At 64.5% G+C, this 21,955-nt stretch carries 20 protein-coding genes and 1 pseudogene; 14 read left to right on the top strand and 7 right to left on the bottom strand.

Annotated elements, in window-relative coordinates; genetic code table 11:
• Positions 1-41 precede the first annotated feature (41 nt).
• From ABGB19_RS24375 to ABGB19_RS24340, 8 genes are all read left to right on the top strand, one after another.
• Positions 42-356: a hypothetical protein gene (locus ABGB19_RS24375; protein WP_347688568.1), complete on the top strand. Its 315-nt coding sequence runs from the start codon at positions 42-44 to the stop codon at positions 354-356.
• Entirely contained in the window at positions 353-1,432 is a 1,080-nt protein-coding gene (locus ABGB19_RS24370) for an alpha/beta fold hydrolase (protein ID WP_347688567.1), read from the top strand. The genes ABGB19_RS24375 and ABGB19_RS24370 overlap by 4 nt, the downstream gene beginning before the upstream one ends.
• Positions 1,429-2,205 (top strand): alpha/beta hydrolase, encoded by a 777-nt coding sequence (locus tag ABGB19_RS24365; protein ID WP_347688566.1) that lies wholly within the window; start codon positions 1,429-1,431, stop codon positions 2,203-2,205. The genes ABGB19_RS24370 and ABGB19_RS24365 overlap by 4 nt, the downstream gene beginning before the upstream one ends.
• Positions 2,206-2,207: 2 nt before the next feature.
• Positions 2,208-3,719, top strand: a complete 1,512-nt coding sequence (locus ABGB19_RS24360; protein WP_347688565.1) for a long-chain fatty acid--CoA ligase — start codon at positions 2,208-2,210, stop codon at positions 3,717-3,719.
• Positions 3,720-3,840: 121 nt separating this feature from the next.
• Entirely contained in the window at positions 3,841-4,188 is a 348-nt protein-coding gene (locus ABGB19_RS24355) for a hypothetical protein (protein ID WP_347688564.1), read from the top strand.
• Between the two features lie 82 nt (positions 4,189-4,270).
• Positions 4,271-4,651 carry a helix-turn-helix transcriptional regulator gene (locus ABGB19_RS24350; RefSeq protein WP_347688563.1) on the top strand — a complete coding sequence of 127 codons (381 nt, stop codon included), beginning with the start codon at positions 4,271-4,273 and terminating at the stop codon, positions 4,649-4,651.
• Between the two features lie 136 nt (positions 4,652-4,787).
• Positions 4,788-7,364 carry a hypothetical protein gene (locus tag ABGB19_RS24345; RefSeq protein ID WP_347688562.1) on the top strand — a complete coding sequence of 859 codons (2,577 nt, stop codon included), beginning with the start codon at positions 4,788-4,790 and terminating at the stop codon, positions 7,362-7,364.
• Complete coding sequence (locus ABGB19_RS24340; protein ID WP_347688561.1) at positions 7,361-8,320, top strand: LamG-like jellyroll fold domain-containing protein; 960 nt, start codon at positions 7,361-7,363, stop codon at positions 8,318-8,320. The genes ABGB19_RS24345 and ABGB19_RS24340 overlap by 4 nt, the downstream gene beginning before the upstream one ends.
• Here ABGB19_RS24340 and ABGB19_RS24335 read toward each other — a convergent pair.
• From ABGB19_RS24335 to ABGB19_RS24310, 6 genes are all read right to left on the bottom strand, one after another.
• Positions 8,310-9,038 carry a prolipoprotein diacylglyceryl transferase family protein gene (locus tag ABGB19_RS24335; RefSeq protein ID WP_347688560.1) on the bottom strand — a complete coding sequence of 243 codons (729 nt, stop codon included), beginning with the start codon at positions 9,036-9,038 and terminating at the stop codon, positions 8,310-8,312. The two genes, ABGB19_RS24340 and ABGB19_RS24335, sit on opposite strands and share 11 nt — an antisense overlap.
• Complete coding sequence (locus tag ABGB19_RS24330) at positions 9,035-9,466, bottom strand: signal peptidase II (protein ID WP_347688559.1); 432 nt, start codon at positions 9,464-9,466, stop codon at positions 9,035-9,037. The genes ABGB19_RS24335 and ABGB19_RS24330 overlap by 4 nt, the downstream gene beginning before the upstream one ends.
• Positions 9,467-9,577: 111 nt before the next feature.
• Positions 9,578-10,750, bottom strand: a complete 1,173-nt coding sequence (locus ABGB19_RS24325) for a CaiB/BaiF CoA-transferase family protein (protein ID WP_347688558.1) — start codon at positions 10,748-10,750, stop codon at positions 9,578-9,580.
• A gap of 68 nt (positions 10,751-10,818) precedes the next feature.
• Entirely contained in the window at positions 10,819-12,342 is a 1,524-nt protein-coding gene (locus tag ABGB19_RS24320) for an aldehyde dehydrogenase family protein (protein ID WP_347688557.1), read from the bottom strand.
• Positions 12,343-12,365: 23 nt separating this feature from the next.
• Positions 12,366-13,571 (bottom strand): amidohydrolase family protein, encoded by a 1,206-nt coding sequence (locus ABGB19_RS24315; protein WP_347688556.1) that lies wholly within the window; start codon positions 13,569-13,571, stop codon positions 12,366-12,368.
• Positions 13,572-13,795: 224 nt separating this feature from the next.
• Positions 13,796-15,022, bottom strand: a complete 1,227-nt coding sequence (locus tag ABGB19_RS24310) for a cytochrome P450 (protein ID WP_347688657.1) — start codon at positions 15,020-15,022, stop codon at positions 13,796-13,798.
• Between the two features lie 301 nt (positions 15,023-15,323).
• Here ABGB19_RS24310 and ABGB19_RS24305 point away from each other — a divergent pair, with 301 nt between their 5' ends.
• The 6 genes from ABGB19_RS24305 to ABGB19_RS24280 all read left to right on the top strand — a co-directional run bounded on the left by ABGB19_RS24305 (position 15,324) and on the right by ABGB19_RS24280 (position 21,587).
• The gene (locus ABGB19_RS24305) at positions 15,324-16,013 is read left to right on the top strand and encodes a TetR/AcrR family transcriptional regulator (RefSeq protein WP_347688555.1); all 690 of its coding nucleotides are present in this window, start codon (positions 15,324-15,326) and stop codon (positions 16,011-16,013) included.
• Positions 16,014-16,230: 217 nt separating this feature from the next.
• Entirely contained in the window at positions 16,231-18,579 is a 2,349-nt protein-coding gene (locus ABGB19_RS24300; protein WP_347688554.1) for a CoA transferase, read from the top strand.
• Between the two features lie 49 nt (positions 18,580-18,628).
• Complete coding sequence (locus tag ABGB19_RS24295; protein ID WP_347688553.1) at positions 18,629-18,829, top strand: ferredoxin; 201 nt, start codon at positions 18,629-18,631, stop codon at positions 18,827-18,829.
• Positions 18,826-19,941 carry an NDMA-dependent alcohol dehydrogenase gene (locus tag ABGB19_RS24290; RefSeq protein ID WP_347688552.1) on the top strand — a complete coding sequence of 372 codons (1,116 nt, stop codon included), beginning with the start codon at positions 18,826-18,828 and terminating at the stop codon, positions 19,939-19,941. The genes ABGB19_RS24295 and ABGB19_RS24290 overlap by 4 nt, the downstream gene beginning before the upstream one ends.
• A gap of 77 nt (positions 19,942-20,018) precedes the next feature.
• The gene (locus ABGB19_RS24285; RefSeq protein ID WP_347688551.1) at positions 20,019-21,089 is read left to right on the top strand and encodes an NAD-dependent epimerase/dehydratase family protein; all 1,071 of its coding nucleotides are present in this window, start codon (positions 20,019-20,021) and stop codon (positions 21,087-21,089) included.
• 102 nt (positions 21,090-21,191) lie between these two features.
• Entirely contained in the window at positions 21,192-21,587 is a 396-nt protein-coding gene (locus tag ABGB19_RS24280) for a nitroreductase family deazaflavin-dependent oxidoreductase (RefSeq protein WP_347688656.1), read from the top strand.
• 56 nt (positions 21,588-21,643) lie between these two features.
• Here the strand turns inward: ABGB19_RS24280 and ABGB19_RS24275 are convergent.
• Positions 21,644-21,812: pseudogene (locus ABGB19_RS24275) on the bottom strand (helix-turn-helix domain-containing protein); the annotation flags it as partial.
• Between the last annotated feature and the right edge of the window lie 143 nt (positions 21,813-21,955).

Genomic DNA, 21,955 nt, shown 5'->3' with positions numbered 1-21,955 from the left:
ACAATCAGGAAGAAGACACCCATGGCTGGCAGGCGAGACCGATGACGAGCCAACCGCAGTGGCGCAAGTCCTACGACACGGTGGAGCAGATGCTGGCGCCGGTAGCCGAGAAAGTGGTCCACAGCGGCGAGTTCGCGCAAATCGCGGCGGCGCTGTTCGGTGTCCGGCGTGCGGTGGGCGACGGCGTGAACGGACTCGCCGCCCGGGTGTGGCACCTGGTGAACCTGCCCGCGGGCACCGATGTACACCGGCTGCGCAAGCAGATTGGAACGCTCGACCGGGATGTGCGCCGCCTGACGCTGCAGCTCGAGCTCGAACAGGCCCGTAGGGCCCGCGCGGAGGGTGCTCGGCAATGACGACGGCAGTGAGTTCTTCCGGCCTCCTCGAGCGCGTCCTGCTGGAGGTCGAACGCAATGCGCTACGCGCGCGCAACGGAATTCGGATGGCAGCGGGTCTGTCGCGCCCCAAGGTGGGCGCCACCCCCAAGGACGTGGTGTGGCGTTGTGGCCGGTCCGAGCTGTGGCACTACCGTAACGACGAGGTGCGGTTCTCGCCGCCCCTGCTCATCGTGTTCAGCCTGTTCTCCCGCAGCTACATTCTCGACCTGCAGTCGGGTAACAGCTTCGTCGAACGGTTGCTTGCCGCGGGCTTCGACGTCTACCTCCTCGACTGGGGAGTACCCGACGAGCGTGACGCGGCGAACCAGCTCGAGGACTACGTCCACGACTACCTGCCTGCCGCGGTCGAGCGGGTGCGCCGACTGGCCGGCACCGACCACGTCAATCTTCTCGGCTACTGCTTCGGCGGCGTGCTGTCGCTGCTGTACGCCGCGCACCATCTCGACGCGCCGCTGCGCAGCCTGAGCGTGATGGCCACACCGGTGGACATGCAGCACCTGGGACCGTTGACCGGTGTGATCGGCAGAGACGGGCTGGATGTCGAGACGATGCTCGACGCGGACGGCAATTTGCCGCCGCAGATCATCCGCCAGGCCTTCCAGGTTCTCAAGCCGACCGCACAGATGACCCAGCTCGTGGATCTGTGGGACCGGATGTGGGGTGAGGACTACGTGGCGGCGCATCAGGCGATGGCCGGATGGGCCGGCGACCACGTGCCGTTGCCCGGCGGTGTCGCAAAGCAACTGGCGCAGATGGTGCAGGACAACCCCCTCGTCAACGACACGCTGGTCCTCGGCGGCGACCGCGTCACCCTTTCGGCGATCACTGTGCCGTTCCTCAACGTGCTGGCCGCCCGCGACCACATCGTGCCCGAAGCCTCCGCCGCACCACTGATCGAGCTCGTCGGTTCTCCCGACAAACACGAGGTGCGCCTCGATGCGGGCCACGTCGGACTGCTCGTCGGCCGGGCCGCCGCCAAGACCACACCCGAGATCGTCGAGTTCCTCACCCGCCGAAGCGAGATACCGCAGTGATCACCGCACCGCACCGCGGCCACGCCGCACCGGGCTATCTGCTGTACCTCACCGATCCTGCGCGCGCGGTCTACGACTACTCGCTGCTGACCTACTCGATGCCGCTGCTGGCCGCCCTGCCGCGCGGCGACGGCCATCCTGTTCTCGTGCTCCCCCGACTGCACGGAACCGACATCTCCACCATCCCGTTGCGGACGATCCTCAAAGGGCTCGGCTACCGCACCTACGGGTGGCAGCTCGGCTTCAACATCGGCCCCACAAGCAAAGTGGTACATGGCATTCGGGCGCGGCTGGACTATCTGACGAACCACCATCAGTGCCCGGTGACGATCATCGGGTGGAGTCTGGGCGGCATCTACGCCCGCCAGCTCGCCCGCCGCAACCCGCAGGCGGTTCGACAGGTCATCACTCTGGGCAGCCCGATCCGGCTGGCGCGACACGAGCAGAGCCGGGCCAATCGGCTGTTCCATCTCTACGCCCACGAGCACATCGAGCCGCTGAATCTGCCACTCGAACGCGGGGAGGGACCGCTTCCGGTCCCCGCAACATCGATCTACACCCCGCTCGACGGGATCGTTGCCTGGCGAACCTGCCTGGACGAGCCGTCGCCCCAGTCGGAGAACATCGCCGTTCTCGCCAGCCACCTCGGCATCGCCTATCACCCTGCGGCACTGTGGGTGATCGCGGACCGTCTCGCTCAACCCGCCGATGAGTGGAAACCGTTTCAACCGCCGCCGCTGCTGCGGGCGGCCTATCTCATATCCGGAAGCTGATCATGACCAACCTCGCCAACATCCTGACCGAATCCGCCCGGCGTCATCCCGACCGGGCGGCGATCCGCCTCGACGACGCCCTCGTCACCTACGCCGAACTCGACGCGCTGACCGCTCGTGCGGCTGGTTGGTTGCGCGAGCGCGGCATCGAAGCCGGCGACCGGGTGGGAATCGCACTGCCGAACGTCGTGCAGTTTCCGATCCTTTACTACGGGGTGCTGCGCGCGGGGGCCACGGTGGTGCCGATGAATCCGCTTCTCAAGGCACGCGAGATCGAGCACCACCTCAGCGATTCCGGCGCGAAGCTGGCGCTGGTGTGGAGCACCGTCACCGCCGAAGCGGAGTCCGCCGCCGAGGCGACCGGCACCGACGTCGTGACCGTCGACGACGACACCCTTGCCGCGGCGGCACAGTGGCCGAGCGCGCCGGAGGTCGTCGACCGCGAGGACGACGACACCGCGGTCATCCTCTACACCTCGGGCACCACCGGCGCCCCGAAAGGCGCACAGCTCACCCATGCCAATCTGCATCGCAACGCCACGGTCTTCGCCGACCTCTTCGACCTGAACCACGACGACGTCGTGCTCGGGACCCTGCCGCTGTTCCACGCGTTCGGCCAGAGCAACGGACTGAACGCGTCGATCGCCGTCGGGGCATGCGTGTCGCTGGTTCCGCGCTTCGAGCCCACGGCGGTACTCCAACTCATCGAGCGCCACCGGGTGACCGTCTTCGAAGGAGTGCCGACGATGTACGTCGCGTTGCTGCATGCGGACGCCACCGGCGTCGACACCTCAACGCTGCGGATCTGCGTATCCGGTGGTGCCGCACTGCCGGTCGAAATTCTCAACGGCTTCCAGCAGACCTTCGGGGCGCCGATCCTGGAGGGGTACGGACTGTCCGAGACGTCGCCGACCGCGTCCTACAACCGCCCCGGGCGGTCCAAGCCGGGGTCGATCGGGCTGCCGCTCGACGGGGTCGAGATGGATCTGGTCAACCCGGACGGCACTGCGACCGCGCCGGGCGAGATCGGAGAGATCGTCATCCGCGGGCACAACGTGATGAAGGGCTACTGGAACCGCCCGGAGGCCACCGAGGCCGCCATCATCGACGGCTGGTTTCACACCGGCGACCTGGCGACCCGCGACGAGGACGGGTTCTACTACATCGTCGACCGGCAGAAGGACATGATCATCCGCGGTGGCTACAACGTCTATCCGCGCGAAATCGAAGAGGTCCTCTACGAACACCCCGCCGTCCGCGAGGCGGCTGTGATCGGGGTGCCGCACGCCACGCACGGCGAAGAGGTCGCCGCCGCCGTCGCGCTTCGTCCCGGCGCCGTCGCGACCGCTGACGAACTGCGCGCCTACGTCAAGGCCCGGGTGGCCGCCTACAAGTACCCGCGGCTGGTGTGGCTTGTCGACGCGCTGCCCAAGGGCCCTACCGGCAAGATACTGAAGCGCGAAATCGAGCCTCCCGCAGACGTTTCCGCGTCCGTGGGGAGGCCGACGGGCTGAGGCGCCCCACGGCGTGAGCACACTCACAGCCGGTTCGCTTGGTATCCCACGCATATGCATGATTTACTGAGCATGACAGTCAAGCAGAGTGTCACCCCGATAACTCACAGGAGGAAAACAGATGTCATATGTCACTGACGCCGCCAGCAAGATCAACGAGTTCCAGCTGAAGATCGTCGCCGAGGGCCAGGACACGGTCGTCGAACTGGTGAAGCAGGCGACCGGGTACCTCGACCGCAAGCAGGAGGCGCCGCGCGCGGTCCAGGACGTGGTCGAGCCCTTCGAGTCGCTCGTCGGGAACCCGGCCGAGGTGTTCCACTCGATCGCCGAGAACAACAAAGAGTGGGCGCACGCGTGGCTGGACTTCCATACTAGGATCTCGGAGGTTCTCACGCCGGTCGTGGAGTCGGCCGCCGCCGCGCCGACCCCCATCAAGAAGTCCAATTCGGCGCGTAAGGCCAACGCCTGACCGAGCCGCGCTCTGAACGCATCACCCGATCGGGGGCCAGTCGATGACACTGGCCCCCTTTCGGATTCGAGAGGACACCTCAATGCCCGACGAAAAGTGGTCCGCCGCGAAGGCAACGATCGGTTCGTACATCCGGACCCAGCGCGAACTTTCGCGACTGTCGCTACGGGAGTTGGCCCGGATGTCGCAGGTGTCGAACGCCTATCTCAGCCAAGTCGAGCGCGGCATCCACGAACCGTCGCTGCGGGTGCTCGCGGCGGTGGCCGACGCGCTGTCGGTGCCCCTCGAGGAGCTCATGGCGCAGGGGCGTCCGAATGCCGACGCCGCCAAGCCTGGCGCCGGCGTCGATGCGGTCACCGCGGCGATCCGGTCCGAGCCGCGGCTTACCCAGGCGCAGAAGGAGGCGCTGCTCGCCGTGTACTCGAGCTACCTCGCCGGGGGTGGGTCGGACTCGAGCACGTAACGAAGCGCAGCGAAGCGGGTGACGTGCGGCGAAGCCGACCGCCGACCCCCGAACCCGTCAATCGCCGACGTTCTCAATCGATTCTGGCTACCGTTGAGCACGGATCGAGCGGCTGGGCACTGCCTCGGGGGGCGTCGTGGCGAATGAGTTGACCGGAGACTTCGAAGCCGTTCTGCAGGTGTCCGGCAGCGTCGTCAACCGCTTGATGGCGACGCTCCACCAGAACGCCGGCGACTCTCAGGGACTGCCGAGCCACCCTCACACCACGTCGTTGCATCTCGTCGCCGGCGACTCCGACGACGGTGTGCTCGGCTGGGTGCACGCCCAACTCGGCGTCCCCCGGGTCGAATTACTCGACGGTGCGACCGACCGCTTCGACCTCATCGTCGACGTGCGGGCACACTGCGACACCGACGCCGACTCCGCGTATCTGCCGCAAGCCATTCACGGCACCGTGCGTGCCACCTACAAGATCGAGCCGATCGACCCTCGCTGCGCCGGATGGGCGAAGGCGGCCGACGACTACCTGTGGGCCCGAGCGCTCAGGGACACGGTGCGGTTCTCCGGGACGGTGAGCGGCGTCGACGATCCCGACGTGCGCTCCAGAATCGACCGACTCGTCGCCGATCTGCTCGAGCGCCGCTTCGAGATGGCTCCGCACAAGGTGTACAAGCGCTTCCGCCCGGGACAGATGCGCAGCCTCAGGTCGAATGCCGGGGAAGCGGTGGCGCTGCCCGTCAGCCTGGCCGGCGCCACCCCCGTGGGGCAAATCTCCTCGATGGACACGATCTTCCTCGACGGTCACGATGTCGCGGTCGCGCTGAGCACCGATGCGCTGAAGAAGAAGCTGAAGCCGATCCTGGACGCGCTGTACCACCCGGTCGAGGTGACGGTTCCGGTGGTGATGACGGCGCTGTGGTGGCAGGTGACGAAGACGTTGCGCTTCACGGTGAAGGCGACGAAGATCGACGCGGCCTGGGAGGGCAACAACGACCCGTTCGGTTCGATCACGTTGACCGCCTTCGGCGACATCACCGACGAAGACGGCTCGGTGGTGGTCACGTTCTCGCTGAAGCACCGAACCACGGTGTCCTTCACCAAGCATGTCAACGACGGCCTGCACCACCTCGACGACGTCGCGGAGGGCAAACTGGTCGACGTCTTCGAATTCCTGCCGAGTTACCACGTCGCCGTGACCATCTCGGACCTGCCGTCGCCCGTCGGGCTGTTGGCGCCGGATACCAAACAGCAGATCGAGGCACGGTTCGCCAGCACGGTTGCGGGCTACCTCCAGGAACTCAACAACGTCTGGGTCGACCTGACGCCGTTCCGGGAGACTCTCGTCGAGCAGCTGAGGACCCTCGACGGCGCGGCCGACGTGAGCATGAGGTCGGCGAGGTTCCGGGCCGACGCCGTCGTGCTTCGCGGCAGGGTCACGCTGTCCCCTCGCAAACCCCCGGTCATCGACTTCGCCAAATCTGCGGGCGGACAGAGCTTTACCGCCTTCCACTCCTGGGCGCCCGGCGGTTGGATCGAACGCTTCGTCTGGAGCTGGCGAAACGACGGGGGCAGCCAGGAGTCGGCGACGGTACACCAGCGCTACACCCTGTCCAGGCCCAAAGCCACCGTCTCGAAGTGGGGTCTGACGACACCCGGCGAGGGCGGAAATCCGCTGCCCGGCTTGGACCGGCCGGGCTCGTTGTGCCTGGAGATTCACGGGTTTCAGATCGACAGCGTGACCGGCCGACGGGTCGTCTTCAACACCAGGCATTGCACCCGCTATGGGCACCCGCTCTCCGTCGCCGGCAAGCTGCTGCAGACCGTGCGGTCGGGCACCGACACCACGGCGGTGATGAACGTCGGTACGACGGAGGTCGATCCGGCCGCGGCCAATACCGTGGTGGTCTACGCGCGAGGCCGGTTCGACCGCGAGACTGCCGACACGCTGGCCGCCGGTCTCGACGCCACGTCCCGTGACGACGCCGGATTGACCGTGCTGCTGCTGGTCGGCGAGGATGCGCTGCAGGCGGATTCGGCCGCGCAGGCCGAGATGCTCGCGCAGCGGATCGGTGCAGCCGTCGAGCTGGTGGACGACGTCGATCGATCGTGGACGCGGCGGCTGGCGATACCTCCGGACGCCACCTCGTGGCGACTGATCACCCCCAACGGCGCATTCACGTGGTCGCACGACGGCGAGATCAGCGCAGAAGAGTTGGGCCGAGTGTTCGACGATCACCTGCGGCCGAGCCCCCCGCCGACCTACCGCCGGCTCGGTACCGGCATCACGGTGGGCGCCAAGGCACCCCCGATCGTCATACAGCGGCGCCGGGGCCGGCCCTGCCCGCCGATGCGATTGCCGCAGGCGAGCGAGGGCCTCATGTTCGTCATGCAGCGCACGCACACTTCAGAGCAGCAACTCGCCGCAGCCGCCGACGCGTGGCGTGCCTTTCCGGCGGAAGCGCCCGGGCTGGTGGTGGTGCTGGACGGCGATGACGAAGAGGCAGAAGAACTCTCGCAGCGACATCCCGAGATGACGATCGTGGCCGATGCGGACGACGCGATCGCCGACCTCTTCGGTGTGCGCATCTGGCCCACGTTTCTTGCCATCGATGAGAACGGGACCGTGCGAGAAATCCGGCAGGGCGCCTTCGATTTCGGCGAATCCGTCGAACGGCGCCCAGCGGAGCTTTCCGGCGAGGGGGATGCGTCATGACCGAGGCGGTGTGGGTTGCGCTGGCCGTCCTGGCCGTACCCATCGTGCTTGTCCTTGCGACCGCCGGCTGCGGGACCGTCCTGGCCCCGGCCGCCGACGACGTGGCGACGCCGGCCCCCGAGACCCCACCCCAAGGGACCGGTCCGGGCAGCGCGACGAAGAAGCCGGACCCGAGAATCGAAGCGTCCGCAGGCTTGGCAATCGAGGTAGAGCTCAAACGCAGTTATGCCAGTACGGTTCTCGACACTGTCGGCCTGGTCGGCTACTGGCGTCTCGGAGAAGCGCAGGCCGAGTTGCTCAAACCGCAACCGCTGGCCCAGAATCTCAGCAATACGCCCAATCTCAACGGCCGTTACATGTCGCCGGGGGCTGTCGAACTCGAAGTGAAGGGCGCCCTGGCCAAGGGGGACGACGGAGCCGCGCGGTTCGACGGTGGATACGTCGAGGTGCCCTTCCAGCCGGTGCTGCAGCTGGACGAGGTCGCGCTCGAGCTCTGGCTGAAAATCGACGCGCCGGACACGCCGTTGCGAACGGTGGTGGGCTACTTCGAAACCCCACCGTTCAACGACACCCTGCTGACGCGCGGTTTCCGGCTGCGCGCCAGGACGGTCCTGGAGTCAGGCGCTTCGGTCCTGCTGGTGCAGGGGATGTTCGGCGGGATGAGCACCGCGCTCGAGGTGAAGCACCCCACCGCGGCCGGTTGGCATTACGTCGTGCTGACCTACAACATGACCCTCGGTCAGGAGAAAGCGGAGTTGTACGTCGACGACCAGATGGCGATCGCGAACGGAAAGTGCACGCTCAAACTGGCCGGCCAGCAACCGCTGCGCTTCGCCGTGACGACGGGGCTGAATCTGACGACGTTCAACGGCTCGCTCGACGAGGTGGCGTTGTACGGCCAGTACATGCCCAAGGCGACGGTCGATGACCATCGGGCGATTGCGCTCAGCGCGTGAGAAGCAGGGCGATGAGTGCGCCGGTTGCCAACAAGGCGGAGAACGCGACGTTCATCCGTGTCGACCGCGCCGAGACGTGGGCGTCGGCACGCAGCGACTCCAGGACCACGCGCGCGCAACCGTAGGCCGCTGCCGAGCCGAAGAACAACACGCCCGGCGGACCAGAGGGCGTGTACAGAGCGAGGCCGACGACCAATATCATTGCGGAGACGCCGGATTCGAGGAGTTGGGTCGGGTAGCGGCGCTTCCACTCGCCGGAGGAGTCGGGCAGCCACACGCCCCAAGAGCCTTGCGTCTCACGGCCCGCGCAGCATCCGGTCATCAGGCAACCGAAGCGGGTGACGATCATGCCGACGAGGAGCACGACGGCCGCGCCGTCCCAGAACCGCCAGAAGTCCAGCCCCGCCAGCCGCACGACGGGCCACGACAGAAGGAAGCTGAGCACCAGACCGCCGTACAGGCCCGCGCCGCTCGTAGTACGGCCGTGTTGAGCCAGGTACCACAGTCGGCCCCCGAGTAGGGCCGGCACGAGCAGCACCACCGCACATGCGGCGAAACGGGTGTTATCCAGGCCGGTTTCCCACGCGCCGCCGACCGTGCCAAGCACGAAGCCGAGGTACAACAGCGCGGCATAGCTGGACACGCGGAAGCGTCCGACGCTGAAGAGGTAGGGCCGGCCGAGCCAGCGGGACGAGTGGGTCCGCTGCGGTGCTGTCACGTCAACCCGATCAGTGCCAGCGCCACGCCGCAACAGAGTGCGAAGTCGGCGAGGTTGAAGGTCGGCCACCGGCCGATCGAGATGAAGTCGACGACGTGTCCGCGGGTCAGCAGGTCGGTCAGGTTGCCAGCCGCCCCACCGATCGCCAGACCGAGCCCGAGCGCCGACACCGAGGACAGCGGCGCAAGGACAACGAGCAGGAGGCCTGCTGCGGCGGCGAGGACGCCTAGTGCCACTCGGAGATGGCGCCGGACGGTGATCCGGCCGAGGCCCACTCGGTGGTTGCGGACGACCTCGAGCCGCAGCGGGCCATTCGCCGGTCGTGGCGCTGCCTCGGGCAGGAGCGCCTGGGCGGCAACCTTCGAAACTTGGTCGAGGATCAGGGCGAGAGTCATCACGGCGGCTGCGGTGAACTGCACCAACGACATCCGGCGTGTCCGATCTCTCTGGTCCCAGGACAACGTATCGCGCCGTGCACGGATCGATCGGCAATTTCTGCGAGTACCGCCAGAACGCCCGCTACGGGCATGCGCCGGTGTTCAGATTGCACCCGACGAACGAAGACGCTCAACTCCGGCCGCATCGTAACCGGCCAGGGCGGTGAGTAACTCCTCCGTCTGCTGCCCAACGCGCGGCGCTGCCGGCGGTGCAAAACCTTCGTCGGGTTTGGTCTTTATGCACGTTCCCATCAATCGCTGCGAGGTCCCGTCCGGCCGGGCCTGCTCGTAGACGAGTCGACGAGCCTTCGCGTGATCGTCGTCGAACAGGTCTGCTCCCAAAAAGGCTGGCGCTCCCCCGATATCGGTCGCAATGAAGAAGTCGGTCCATTCCTCGCGTGTGCGTTGCTTGAAGATCGCCGTCAACTCCTTGCGCAGCCAGGCCTCTGTCTCGACATCCTCCCCCGGCTTCTGGCGCCCCGGTTCGTAGAGATCCATTTTGTCGAGTGACTCGCAGAATCTCAGCCAGAACTTGTCCTCCAAGGCGTTGAAGACCACGTAGTTGTTGTCGCTCGTTTCGTAATACTGGTAGCGAAGCGAGGCACGGATTCCCTCACCGTAGGCCGGTTGACCGTTCGCCAACGCCGTCAGGTGCTGAAAATTCCAGTTGATCGCCGCATCGACCTGCGCTACTTCGATGTACTGCGGCTTGCCGTCGCGCCCAGCGGCGTGCAACGCGGCGAGTACGCCCATCGCTGCGTACAGCGGTCCCGCCAGAACACCCGTCGTTCCGGTGGCTGCCCCCGAAAGGCGTGGCGTTCCATCTTCCTCGATTATCGGCGGACTCAAGCCGGCGAAACAGTCGAAGGACAGCCCGTGTGTCGCTAATCGGGTGTAGGGCCCATAGCTGCCCATGCCATTGAGAACGCAGTAGACAACCGTCGGGTTGACTGCGACGATGTCGTCGTAGCTGAAGCCGAGCCGGTGCGCGGTTCCGTAACGTAGTCCGTCGATCACCACCGCCGATGTCGCGGCCAGGCGACGAAGCGCATCTTGACCCTCAGTCGTTTTCAAATTTATTGCCACACTCTTCTTGCCGCGGTTCCAGTGAGAGTCCTGCAGCTCACCGCCGGAAACCGCCGAACCGCGGAAACCGCCGCCGCCAGGCGGCTCCACCTTGATCACCTCCGCGCCGAGATCCGCCAGATGTCCCCCCAGAGCATCCGCGGAGAAGAGCGACACCTCGAGTACCCGGACATCCTTGAGAAGTTCCATAACGCGACCTTTCCAGACCTTAGTCCGAACGCAACCAGGCGCGGCGCGTCCTCAGAAGTGCGGCGCGGCTACATCATGGTGATCGATTTCAGCTCGGTGTATTCCTCGAAGCCCCAACGTCCCTGCTCTCGGCCGAGTCCACTTTGTTTGAAGCCGCCGAAGGGCCCCCCGCCGTTGAACATGCCGCGCGCAGGTAGAGACCAGCCGGGGCCCTGTCCACCACCCGGATTGGCACCGAGGTCGACGCCGGGCGCGACCGTCTGCACCATGATGGTGCCCGTTCTGACCTGCCTCGCGACGTTGAATCCCTTGGCGGCGTTGCGGGTCATCACCAGACCTGCCAGACCGTAGATGGAGTCGTTCGCGATGCGGATGGCTTCGTCTTCGGAACGGTAGGTCATCACCGCCAGCACAGGCCCGAACACCTCTTCCTGGCACAAACGCATGTCGCTGCGGCAGTCGACGAACGCCGTCGGTTCGTAATAGAAGCCGCGTTCGAGATGTTCGGGGCGTTTTCCGCCAACCACCAGCCGCGCGCCTTCCTGCACCCCGGCCATCACGAAGGACTCGACTCGTTGACGCTGCTGATCCCTGATGAGCGGACCGACGACAGTGCTGGGATCACGCGGGTCCCCGACCGTGATCATCGGAGCCATCGCTTTGAGGCCCTCGACATACGCGTCCAGCAGATGCTCGGGCAACAGAAGTCGCGACGTGACGGTGCATGCTTGTCCGGCATGCATCAGCACCTGCCCGAATCCTATTCCTGCAACGTCACTTTCGGTGACATCTTCCAGAACGATGTGCGCGCTCTTGCCGCCTAGTTCCAGCTGTGCGCGTTTCATGGTTGCCGCCGATAGTTCGCGGATGCGTCGACCGGTCGCCGTCGAACCGGTGAAGCCGATCATGTCGACGCCTCGGTGCGTACACAGCTCCTCTCCGGTGTCGGCACCGCCCACAACGACGTTGAACACTCCGGGTGGGAGGCCCGCTTCCGCACCAACCTTGGCCAACTCCAGGGCGTTCATTGGAGTCCACGGGTGGGGCTTGAGCACCACAGTGCAGCCGACGGCCAAAGCGGCCAGGCACTTCTGAATGTTGATCGAAAAAGGAAAGTTGAACGGCGTGATGACTCCGACCACCCCGACGGGTTCGCGGACCACCGTCACGCCGCCCAGGCCAGTCGGCGAAACCATGGGCCCACCCGGTGTCTCCACCCACGTCACATCGTGTTCGACGAACTCGCCGTAGTAGTGTGCCGCCTCGATGGCGCCGCCAACCTGAATGAGGTCGGTGATGAAGCCGGTCGAGCCGATCTCGGCGACGACTAGCTCTCGAAGTTCCGCTTTGCGCTCGTCGAGGATTTCAGCGAACCGCTTGATGATCTTTGCCCGCTCCCGAACCGACTTCCACGGCCACGGACCTTCGTCGAAAGCTCGCCGGGCCGCCTCGATCGCCATGCCCGCCTGCTTCGGTCCACCGTCGACGACACGGCCGATCAGCTCTTCATTGGACGGATCGATAACATCGATGGTGCCGAGAGCGTTGTCGCTCAACCACTGACCGTCGATGAAGCTCTGATATTCCCGCATCAAACGAATCCGTCAGCCGTTGACTACGTCAGCGTCGGATACGGGGCGGGCTCGAAGTCGAACACCCGGCGAGCATTCCCCTGCAGCACTTTGTACTTGTCGAGGTCGGACCGTCCGTCGAGCGCCTTGTGAGCGGCCCGAAGGGAGTTGGGCCAGAGGCTGTCGGTGTGCGGATAATCGGTTTCGATCATCACATTGTCTACGCCGATGGAGTCGAGATTCGCCGCCCCGAAGTCGTCTTCGATGAAGCAGCCGTACATGTGGTCGCGGAACAGCTGGCGCGGCGACTCCGGAAAAATGTCAGGATCGGTGGGTACAGGTGTCAAGCGCATCGTGGCCGGGTCAACCGCCCAGTTGTTGGCGCGCAGATATTGGTAGTCGGCGGCGACATGTTCAGCACGCTCGATGAGGTATGGAATCCAGCCGATGCCGCCCTCGGCGAGCACGATCTTCAGGTCGGGGTACTTCTGCAGCTTGCCCGAGAACAGCCAATCGGTGGTTGAGTTCGCAAGATTGAGGTTGATGTTGACCGCCTGAACCCCAAAAGGTGCGTCAGGTGCCGTGTTCGGGCTGACCGAGGACGATCCGATGTGGGTGCACAGCGGCATCTTCGTCTCGTTCACCACGGCGAAGAAACCGTCCCATGCTCCAGAGTGGATGGACGGAAATCCGAGCGGGTGCAGGTTCTCCGCGAAGGCGATGGCTTTGGCGCCCTTGTCGGCGCACCGTAGCGTCTCATCGACGGCCAGTTGGGTATCCCACAACGGAATGATGATCATCGGGATATAGCGGCCCGGCGCCGCAGCGCACCACTCATCGATGACGAAGTCGTTGTAGGCGCGCACGCAATTGAGAGCTAGGTCGCGGTCACCGAGGTGGGCGAACATCTGCCCACAGAACCGGGGGAAGAACGGAAAGTTCAATCCCGCGATCACATGATCCTCGTCCATGTCAGCGATCCGGGCGACCGGGTCGAAGTATGCACGAGGCATCTCGTCGTAATTAACCGGAAGCGGGGAATACTCGGCCGGTCGTTGGTGAGCCGCCACCAAGATGCCCATCACCGACGCGCGCGCTTGGTCGTAGACCCACGTATCGACGCCGTCGATGCGCTCGACGTGTGGCACTCGATCGCGGTCGGCCGCCGACGCGCGGTCGACCCATAGGTTCGGCGGCTCGATGATGTGGTCATCGACGGAGATCATCCATTGAAGATCTTGCTTGTCCACAGGTTCCTCCCTGATTTCTCCGAACCGGTTCATCGGGCCTGGCGGGCGAGCAACGGGTGCAGCGAGGGGCGCGGCGTCGTGCAAGATGGATACCGATTGCCGGCTGACCTGATGCTAGAAGCGGCTCGGACATGTTGTCAAGTAGCACTTGATAACTGGTCAAGCATCTCTTGATAATCCGCTATTACGTTGGCCGCGAGATGGTATGGGCGGGCGCCCGCCCCTCACTGGGCGACGCGGGCACCCGGGGTGAAGACGACGGGCAGGGCGCGGTAGCCGCGAGTGACCGAGTTACCGTGGAAATCGACTTTCGCCCCCGGGGGGATGATGTAGTCGGGTATCCGATTCAGGGTCTGTTCGACGCCCACCCGGAACTCGAGTCGGGCGAGATTGGAGCCTAGACAGCGGTGGACGCCCGCGCCGAACCCGAGGTGGCGGTTCGTCTGCCGATCGAGGAGGCACTTGTTCGGCTCATCGAACTCGCGCGCGTCGCGGTTGGCGGCCGCATAGTTCACGACGACTGTCTCGCCGGGACAGAACTTGTGGCCGCTCAGTTCAACCTCTTCGGCGACTGAGCGATGCAGTCCGTGGACCGAACCGGCGAACCGGATGAATTCCTCTATCGCCGTGGGCACCAACTGGGCTTCGCGCACGAGTCGGTCACGCTCTGAAGCATGGGTGCCCAGATAGAATAAGGCGAATGACATTGCACTAGAAGTTGTTTCGAGTCCGGCCTGCACAAGAAGCATTACATTCGCGACAACGTCGTCAAAGCTCAGTTTCTCGCCATCGATCTCGGCGCCAAGCAGAACGTCGATGAGGTCGTCACGCGGCGGTTCTCTACGACGCTTGTCTATCTCCTCGCGTACCCGGAGGTAGAGATTCGTCATCGATCCGTTTCGGATCTCTTCGCTCTCACCGTTGATTGCCAGATCAGCTGTCTCGATATAGAGCGGTACGTCCTCGACGGGCATGCCGAGTAGGTACCGGAAGAACACGATCCCAGGTTGCTGCCATGCGACGTCGGCGAGATCACCGCGGCCAGCTTCGATGAACTTGTCGATCAACCCATCGGTGACGGCGCGCACCTGGGGCTCCAGCTCTTTCATGCGGCCCGGAGAGAAGTACGGGTTGAGGACTTTGCGAAGTTGCTGCTGCCGTGGAGGATCCAAGGTGATCACGATGTCGCCAAATGACATCGGGTTACCTTCCAGCCCAATGGGTTTGCTTGAGAAGCTGCGCCAATCACGCAAGATCTCGTAACAGTCGTCGTAGCGGGTGGCGACCCAGGCGCCCCCCGGCGTGGGGCCCAGGAAAGGGACCTCCTGGTGACTGAACGGTGCGTTCTCCCGCATCACTGCGTAGACCTCGTAGAGGAACTCCTGATCGTTGAAATCTTCGTGACGAAGATCGAGATTCCGGGCGTGTTCCTCCGGCGATTTGCTCAAGATGGATAGTCCTTTCCGCCCCCGGACGCGGGCAGGCCGACTTCGGGACAACGACAGCGGTCAGCCTGATCAGACAGCCCCCACCGAACGGCCGTCCACATTCCAGCCACACCGCGATCGCGCCACGGTCGATGTGCCATCTACGCCGGCCCTCGGTTTCCTCGCACACGCCGAATCTTGCTTTGGCAGCACAGTAAATCGTCGGTCACCCGGAGTCAAGTGGCACTCGATAACTACCCGGGGATGTGGACGGCGCGCATACAAGCTTCACCTCCGTCGACGAGCGCTCGCTAAAGTATGTGGGATGACGACAGGCGCGCGACGGCGAATTCGCGACAAGGACGGCAAACAACGAGCCCTCCTTAAAGCGGCTGCCGAGGTCTTCGCCGAAGCGGGATACGCGGCTGCGGCGACAAAGGCGATCGCCCGTCGCGCCGACTGCTCGGAGTCAATGCTGTTCCACTACTTCGGGGACAAGCGGGGGATTTTTGAGCAAGTTGTTTCTCGACAGATCGCGGACCTCGTCAGTGAGGCCGAAGAGCAGGTCGTGGCGGCCCTGCCGGCTCGGTTCGAGGACTACATCGAGCAGCTATTCCTTGCAAGACTTAGGACCGATGACCGGAACACCGGCGTACCCGGCTGGGACATTTCCGGTCGGGCGTTGTCGGATCCGGACTTCTCACGGCGCGTGCTGCAACCCAATCACGCACGCCGTACAGCCGTCATCGCCGAAGGCGTTCGCCACTACCAGGCTGCAGGGCAGATCGGAGCCGAGGTCGACGCCGACCTGTTCGCCGAGTTGCTGGCCAACTTCATCATCTTCACAACGAGTCTCGGGCCACGCTGGTTCGGCACGGACGAATCAGAAATCCGCGCGCAGATCGAACTGGGTTCGCAGATCCTCGCCAAAGGCGTAAGCACGTCAACTACGAAGCCACCCGCCAAGCGAGGTGGACGGGTAGGACGGCCCCCGAAGGTGCGTTCGGCCGACTGAACGCTCCGCCGGACTCAACCGCGGCCGTTTGTTATCGAGTCACACTTGACACCGTCGCTTCCCCGTCGCTAGCGTCGTTGCCAGCCAGGCTGCAGCCATGCAGATGCAGAACACCTTGCTCGAACGGCGCGAGCGTGAGGACAGAAGGTCGCGTGTGTGTACACATCGGCGCAAGTAGCTCTCTTCCGAAAGCGCTGACGCGGAAGGTCGCAAGGCGATGAACGTTCTGCGTGGGGTTCGGGTTGTCGAGTGGGCGACGGAAATCACCGGTCCGTACTGCACCAAATTGTTCGCCGACCTCGGAGCAGAGGTCATCAAGATAGAAGCGCCCGAAGGGGACCCGCTGCGCCACAGGATATCTGGTGACCGACATGACGCCGACGCGCTATTCAAATTCCTGAACGCCGGCAAACGTTCAGTCGTCGGCACATCGCTGCCCGGCATGGAGGCGCTGATCGCTTCGGCCGACGTGTTCGTCGATTCTCTCGGCCCGAAGGCACTAGACCGCGAGGCCCTCTTACGGCGTGCGCCGCACCTGGTGATCGTGGCGTTGTCTGCGTACGGGTTGACCGGGCCGTACCGAGACCGCCCCTCAACGGAATTCACAATCCAGGCCGAGAGCGGAACCCTGGCGATACGAGGTCGTCCGGACCAACCGCCCGTTCAAGCGGGTGGTCGAGTCTTCGAGTGGGTCATGGCCAGTTATGCCGCCGTCGGGGCGCTCGGCGCGTTGCGTCGCGCTCAATTCGGTGGACCGGGTGAGATCGTTGACTGCTCGTTGTTGGAGGCTTGCCACCTCAGCGCCAGCGGCTTCGCTGACATCTACCACGAGCTGGCCGGTCGTCCCCCTTTGACCGGGCCGGCTCGACAGGTGGAGATCCCCTCAATCGAACCGACTGCGGACGGGTGGGTGGGCTTCAACACCAATACCCGCCAGCAATTCGAGTCGTTCCTGGCGATGATCGGCCGACTGGACCTGCTCGATGACGACCAGGCCTGGGCCTTCGCCACGACCCGGTGGGAACGCCGCGATGAGTGGAATCAGATTGTGCGGGAATGGGCGACGAGACATTCCACAGACGAGATCGTCGCGTTGGCCTCCGATCTGCGGATCCCCGTCTCGCCGGTCAACAATGGCCAGACGGTGTTGGACCACCCTCAGTTCGCGGCGCGCGGCGTGTGGGGCACCTATGCCGACGGCGGCTTCACTCACCCGTTGGCGCCCTATCAGATCAATGGCCGACGACCCACCCCAACCGCCGGTGCTCCTTCGCTCGGGGAAATGACGAAAGTGCCCGCGCACAGCAGGATTGCGACCGCGACCGACCGTGCTCCGCGACTTCCGCTGGACGGCGTACGAATCCTCGACGCGACGGCATGGTGGGCGGGGCCGTCGTCCACCCACATTCTCGCCGCACTGGGCGCTGACGTCATTCACCTGGAGTCAACAGGCCACCCTGACGGCGCGCGGATGGCAGCCGCGGCGTTCGCCGATCAGTCTCAGTGGTGGGAGCGCTCGGGGATGTACCTGGCGACCAACACCAACAAGCGAGGACTCACCCTCGACCTGTCCTGTTCCGAAGGGCGGGAACTGTTGTTCGGACTGGTCAAATGCTCGGACATTCTGGTCGAGAACTTCTCGCCGCGCGTCTTCGACAATTTCGACATCACGTGGGAGGCCGTCAGTGAGCAGAACCCCCGAATAGTGATGGTCCGTATGCCCGCGTTCGGGCTCGACGGACCATGGCGCAACAACGTGGGCTTCGCACAAACGATGGAACAGATGACCGGAATGGCGTGGGTGACCGGCCACGAGTACGACCAGCCGCGAATTCCCCGTGGCCCGTGTGACCCACTGGCCGGAATGCACTCCGCATTCGCCATGCTCGCCGGGCTCCGGCGACGCGACGAGACCGGCCAGGGGGCCCTCATCGAAGTATCGATGGTTGAGTCCGCGCTCAACGCAGCAGCCGAGCAGGTTGTCGAATTCACCGCCTACGGGAACCTGATATCGCGGCTGGGAAATCGCAGCCGTGACGCCGCCCCACAGGGGCTCTATCCATGCGCGGGGACCGAGCGATGGCTGGCGATTTCGGTCGCCACCGACAAGCAATGGGCCCTGTTCAAATCAGCTCTTGGCGAACCGGATTGGGCGAATGATCCCGCGCTCGACACCCACGAAGGGCGTGCGCGGGCACATGACGTGATCGACAAGCATCTCGAGCAATGGGCTTGCCAGCACGATTCCTCGGCTGCTGCAGAGTTACTCGTCAAATATGGTGTCCCGGCCGCGGATTTGACAGACGCCAGGGTCGGTTCGACGCACCCTCAGCTGGCCGCAAGAGGCTTTTTCGAAGGCCTCGACCATCCAATCGTCGGACGGCATCACGTGCCGGCGATCCCCTTCAAGTACCACAGCGTTGACAAGTGGTATCGCACAACGGCGCCGACGTTGGGGCAACACAACGCGAGCATCCTCGGCGACCTACTCGGCCTCGACGCCGCATCGATTGCAGCGCTCACAGAAAAAGGAGTCATCGGAACTAGACCGGGCGGATTGGGCTAGACGGATCTGCTGTAAATGCGGACAGCGGATGTATTGGGAGAAGAGAGGCGTGAAACTTCAAGTCGACGCGGAAATGTGCCAAGGCCACAGCCGCTGTCAAGCAACGTATCCCGAGCTGTTCGACATCGACGACGAAGGGACCGCCTTCGTCACCGTGGAGGAGATTCCTCCCGAATGGGAGGACCGGGCGCACAACGCAATCGCGAATTGCCCTGAACGTGCCATACATATCGTCAAGGAGTCGCCGTGAAGACCAAGGGAGCCGTCCTGTGGGGGCTGAACGAGAAGTGGTCGGTAGAAGAGATCGAACTCGATCCGCCGCAGGAAGGTGAACTGCTCGTCGAGTTCGAAGCCACCGGTCTGTGCCATTCCGACCACCACATCCGCACCGGCGACATGTTCGGGGTGAACTTTCCCCTGATAGGTGGACACGAAGGAGCGGGCGTCGTTCACGAGGTTGGTCCGGGCGTGCGCGATGTAGCGGTCGGAGACCATGTGGTCACGTCTTTCCTGCCGGCGTGCGGTCGCTGCCGCTGGTGCGCCACCGGTCGTCAGAACCTCTGCGATTTCGGCGCCACCATCCTCGCGGGAGTCCAGGCCGATGGCACCTTCCGGCGCCGAGCCAGAGGACGAGGCATCGGAGCCCTCTCAGGCGTCGGCAGTTTCGCGCAGTGGGGCGTGTTGTCGGAGGCCTCGGTGGTCAAGATCGACGACGATGTGCCGCTGTCGCGCGCATGTCTTCTCGGCTGCGGCGTAACCACCGGCTGGGGTTCGGCCGTCAATACCGCGAATGTCAGTCCCGGCGACGTGGTTGTCGTGGTTGGGTGCGGAGGGATCGGCAGCGGTGCCATTCAGGGCGCGCGACTGGCAGGAGCGGAGCACATCGTCGTCGTCGATATCGAGCCGGGCAAGCGCGACAAAGCGTTTCAGTTCGGAGCCACTCACTTTGCCGACTCGATGGAGGAAGCAACCCAACTAGTCGGCGACATTACGCGTGGAGTCATGGCCGACTCGGCCATCCTCACACCAGGCGTGCTCGAAGGCGCGATGATCAATGACGCGCTCGATGCGGTGCGGAAGGGCGGCGCCGTGGTGGTCACCGCCCTGGCATCGATGTCCGACGTGACGCCGACGTTGCCGCTGACCTTGTTCACGCTGTTCCAAAAACGCCTCCTGGGTAGCCTGTACGGCGAAGCCAACCCGCGGGCCGACATCCCTCGACTGACAAGCCTGTATCGCAGCGGCAAGCTGTTGCTCGACGAAACGGTCACCACCGAGTACAAGCTCGACGACATCAATGAGGCCTACGACGACATGCTCGCCGGCCGCAACATCCGCGGCGTGATCATCCACGAGCACTGAGACCAGCGGGGGCGAACCCGCGGTTTTCCTTGCCGCGAAAGGGCGCCCAACAAACGAGTGGCACAACCGGGAGAATCATGTCGAACACCGTCCTCGTCACCGGCGGCTTCGGTCTGGTGGGTTCGGCAACCGTCCGCAGACTGGCCGAACTCGGCCGCCGGGTGGTGGCGACGGACCTCGATACGCCCGCCAACCGGAAGGCGGCTGAGAAACTACCGGAAGGCGTCGAGTCCCGGTGGGCCGACCTCACCGATTCCGCACAGGTGCAACGTCTCGTCTCCGACACCGCCCCAGACGCAATCGTCCATCTCGCAGCGGTCATCGCACCGGCGATCTACCCGATACCCGAAGTCGCGCGACGCGTGAACGTGGACGCCACCGCACACTTGGTTCGCGTTGCGGAGGGACAACATGAACCGCCGCGATTCGTCCATGCGTCGAGCATCACCGTGTTCGGTCCCCGGAATCCGCACCGCACGACCACTCCCCTGACCGCAGATGATCCGATGCGGCCCTACGACGTCTACAGCGGCCAGAAGGCCGAGGCCGAGGAGATCGTCCGGGGCTCGAAGCTCGAATGGGTGGTCCTGCGACTCGGGGCCGTGCTCACCGCGGATCTAGCGGCACTCCCGGTCACCACCGACGCGATGTACTTCAAGGCCGCGCTGCCCAGCGACGGTCGGGTGCAGACCGTCGACGTTCGGGACGTCGCATGGGCGTTTGCTGCGGCGACCACCGCCGACGTCGCTCACGAAATCCTGCTGATCGGTGGTGACGATTCCCACCGACTGACCTATGACGCCGTCACCGCGGACCTCGTCGCGGCTCTGGGCATGCCGGGCGCCATGCCGCCGGGCCGGCACGGCGATCCGAACAGCGACGACGACTGGTTCGTCACCGACTGGATTGACACCACCCGCGCCCAGGAGGCGTTGCGGTTTCAGCATCATTCGTGGTCCGACATGACGGCCGAGTTGGCGGAGAAGTACCGGTGGATGCGCTACCCGGGCCGGCTCGTCGCTCCGATCGTGCGACTGGTCACGGCTCGACGGTCGCCCTACCGGAAGGCACCGGGTCAGTACGCCGACCCGTGGGGTGCAATACGCGCCAAGTTGGGCGAGCCTGCATGGGATCGGCCCAAAGCGTGAACCCGACGCCATAGTGTTCGCGCCGTGGAGAGTTGCCAAGGGCGCAATGCGGTCATCAGGGGCGGGTTTCAAGGAACTCAGGACGGTGAGGAAAGGACATTCATGCGAGTGCCTCGTGCTGTCGCAAACTTCAATCGTCGCGTCACAAATCCTGTGGCTCGCTCGCTTACACCGTGGCTTCCCGGCTTGGGAACGCTGGAGCACACCGGACGCAAGTCAGGCAAGCGACATCGAACACCCCTGTTGATTTTCAAGACCCAAGACGGCTTCGTCATTCTCATCGGCTATGGGCTTGGATCGGACTGGCTCAAAAACGTATTGGCCGGCGGACCGACAGTCCTGCACAAGCGGGGCAGGGCTGTCAGTTTGGGCAACCCGCATATCGTCAGCAAGGCTGAGGCCGCAACTCTCATCACCCCGGCGTCACGGCTGTTCTATCGTCTGTTCCCCTACAACGAAGCAGCATTGGTGCTGACGAAAACCGCCCACACGCCGTGACGTCATCAGTCGTTCGATTCGAATGCCGTCCCCGACGCAAGCACGGGCGGTGCGACCCGGTCCACCAAGCGCTCAACGCCCTCGGCCTCATAACGGGCCAACCACCAAATGCAGCGTCTGACGCGACACCCCTACCTTCGAAGCGACCTGCGAGATCGACAACCCATCGCTGATCACCGCCAACACGACCTGATACCGCGGCCCAGCCACGCTCAACTCCCGCATTCAGGGAGTGTCAAGGTGAAGTACCCCAGGTTTTGTTCCGATCCCTATAGGAGGATTGGAAGAATGCCCCGTCAGTATTCGCCGGAGTTTCGGCAGCGTGCGTTGCGGTTGTTGGAGACCACGATGGAGGCCTCAGATATCTC

This window comes from Mycobacterium sp. B14F4 (genome assembly GCF_039871645.1).
Lineage (GTDB): Bacteria > Actinomycetota > Actinomycetes > Mycobacteriales > Mycobacteriaceae > Mycobacterium.
This window is presented reverse-complemented; position numbering and strand designations above follow the sequence as displayed.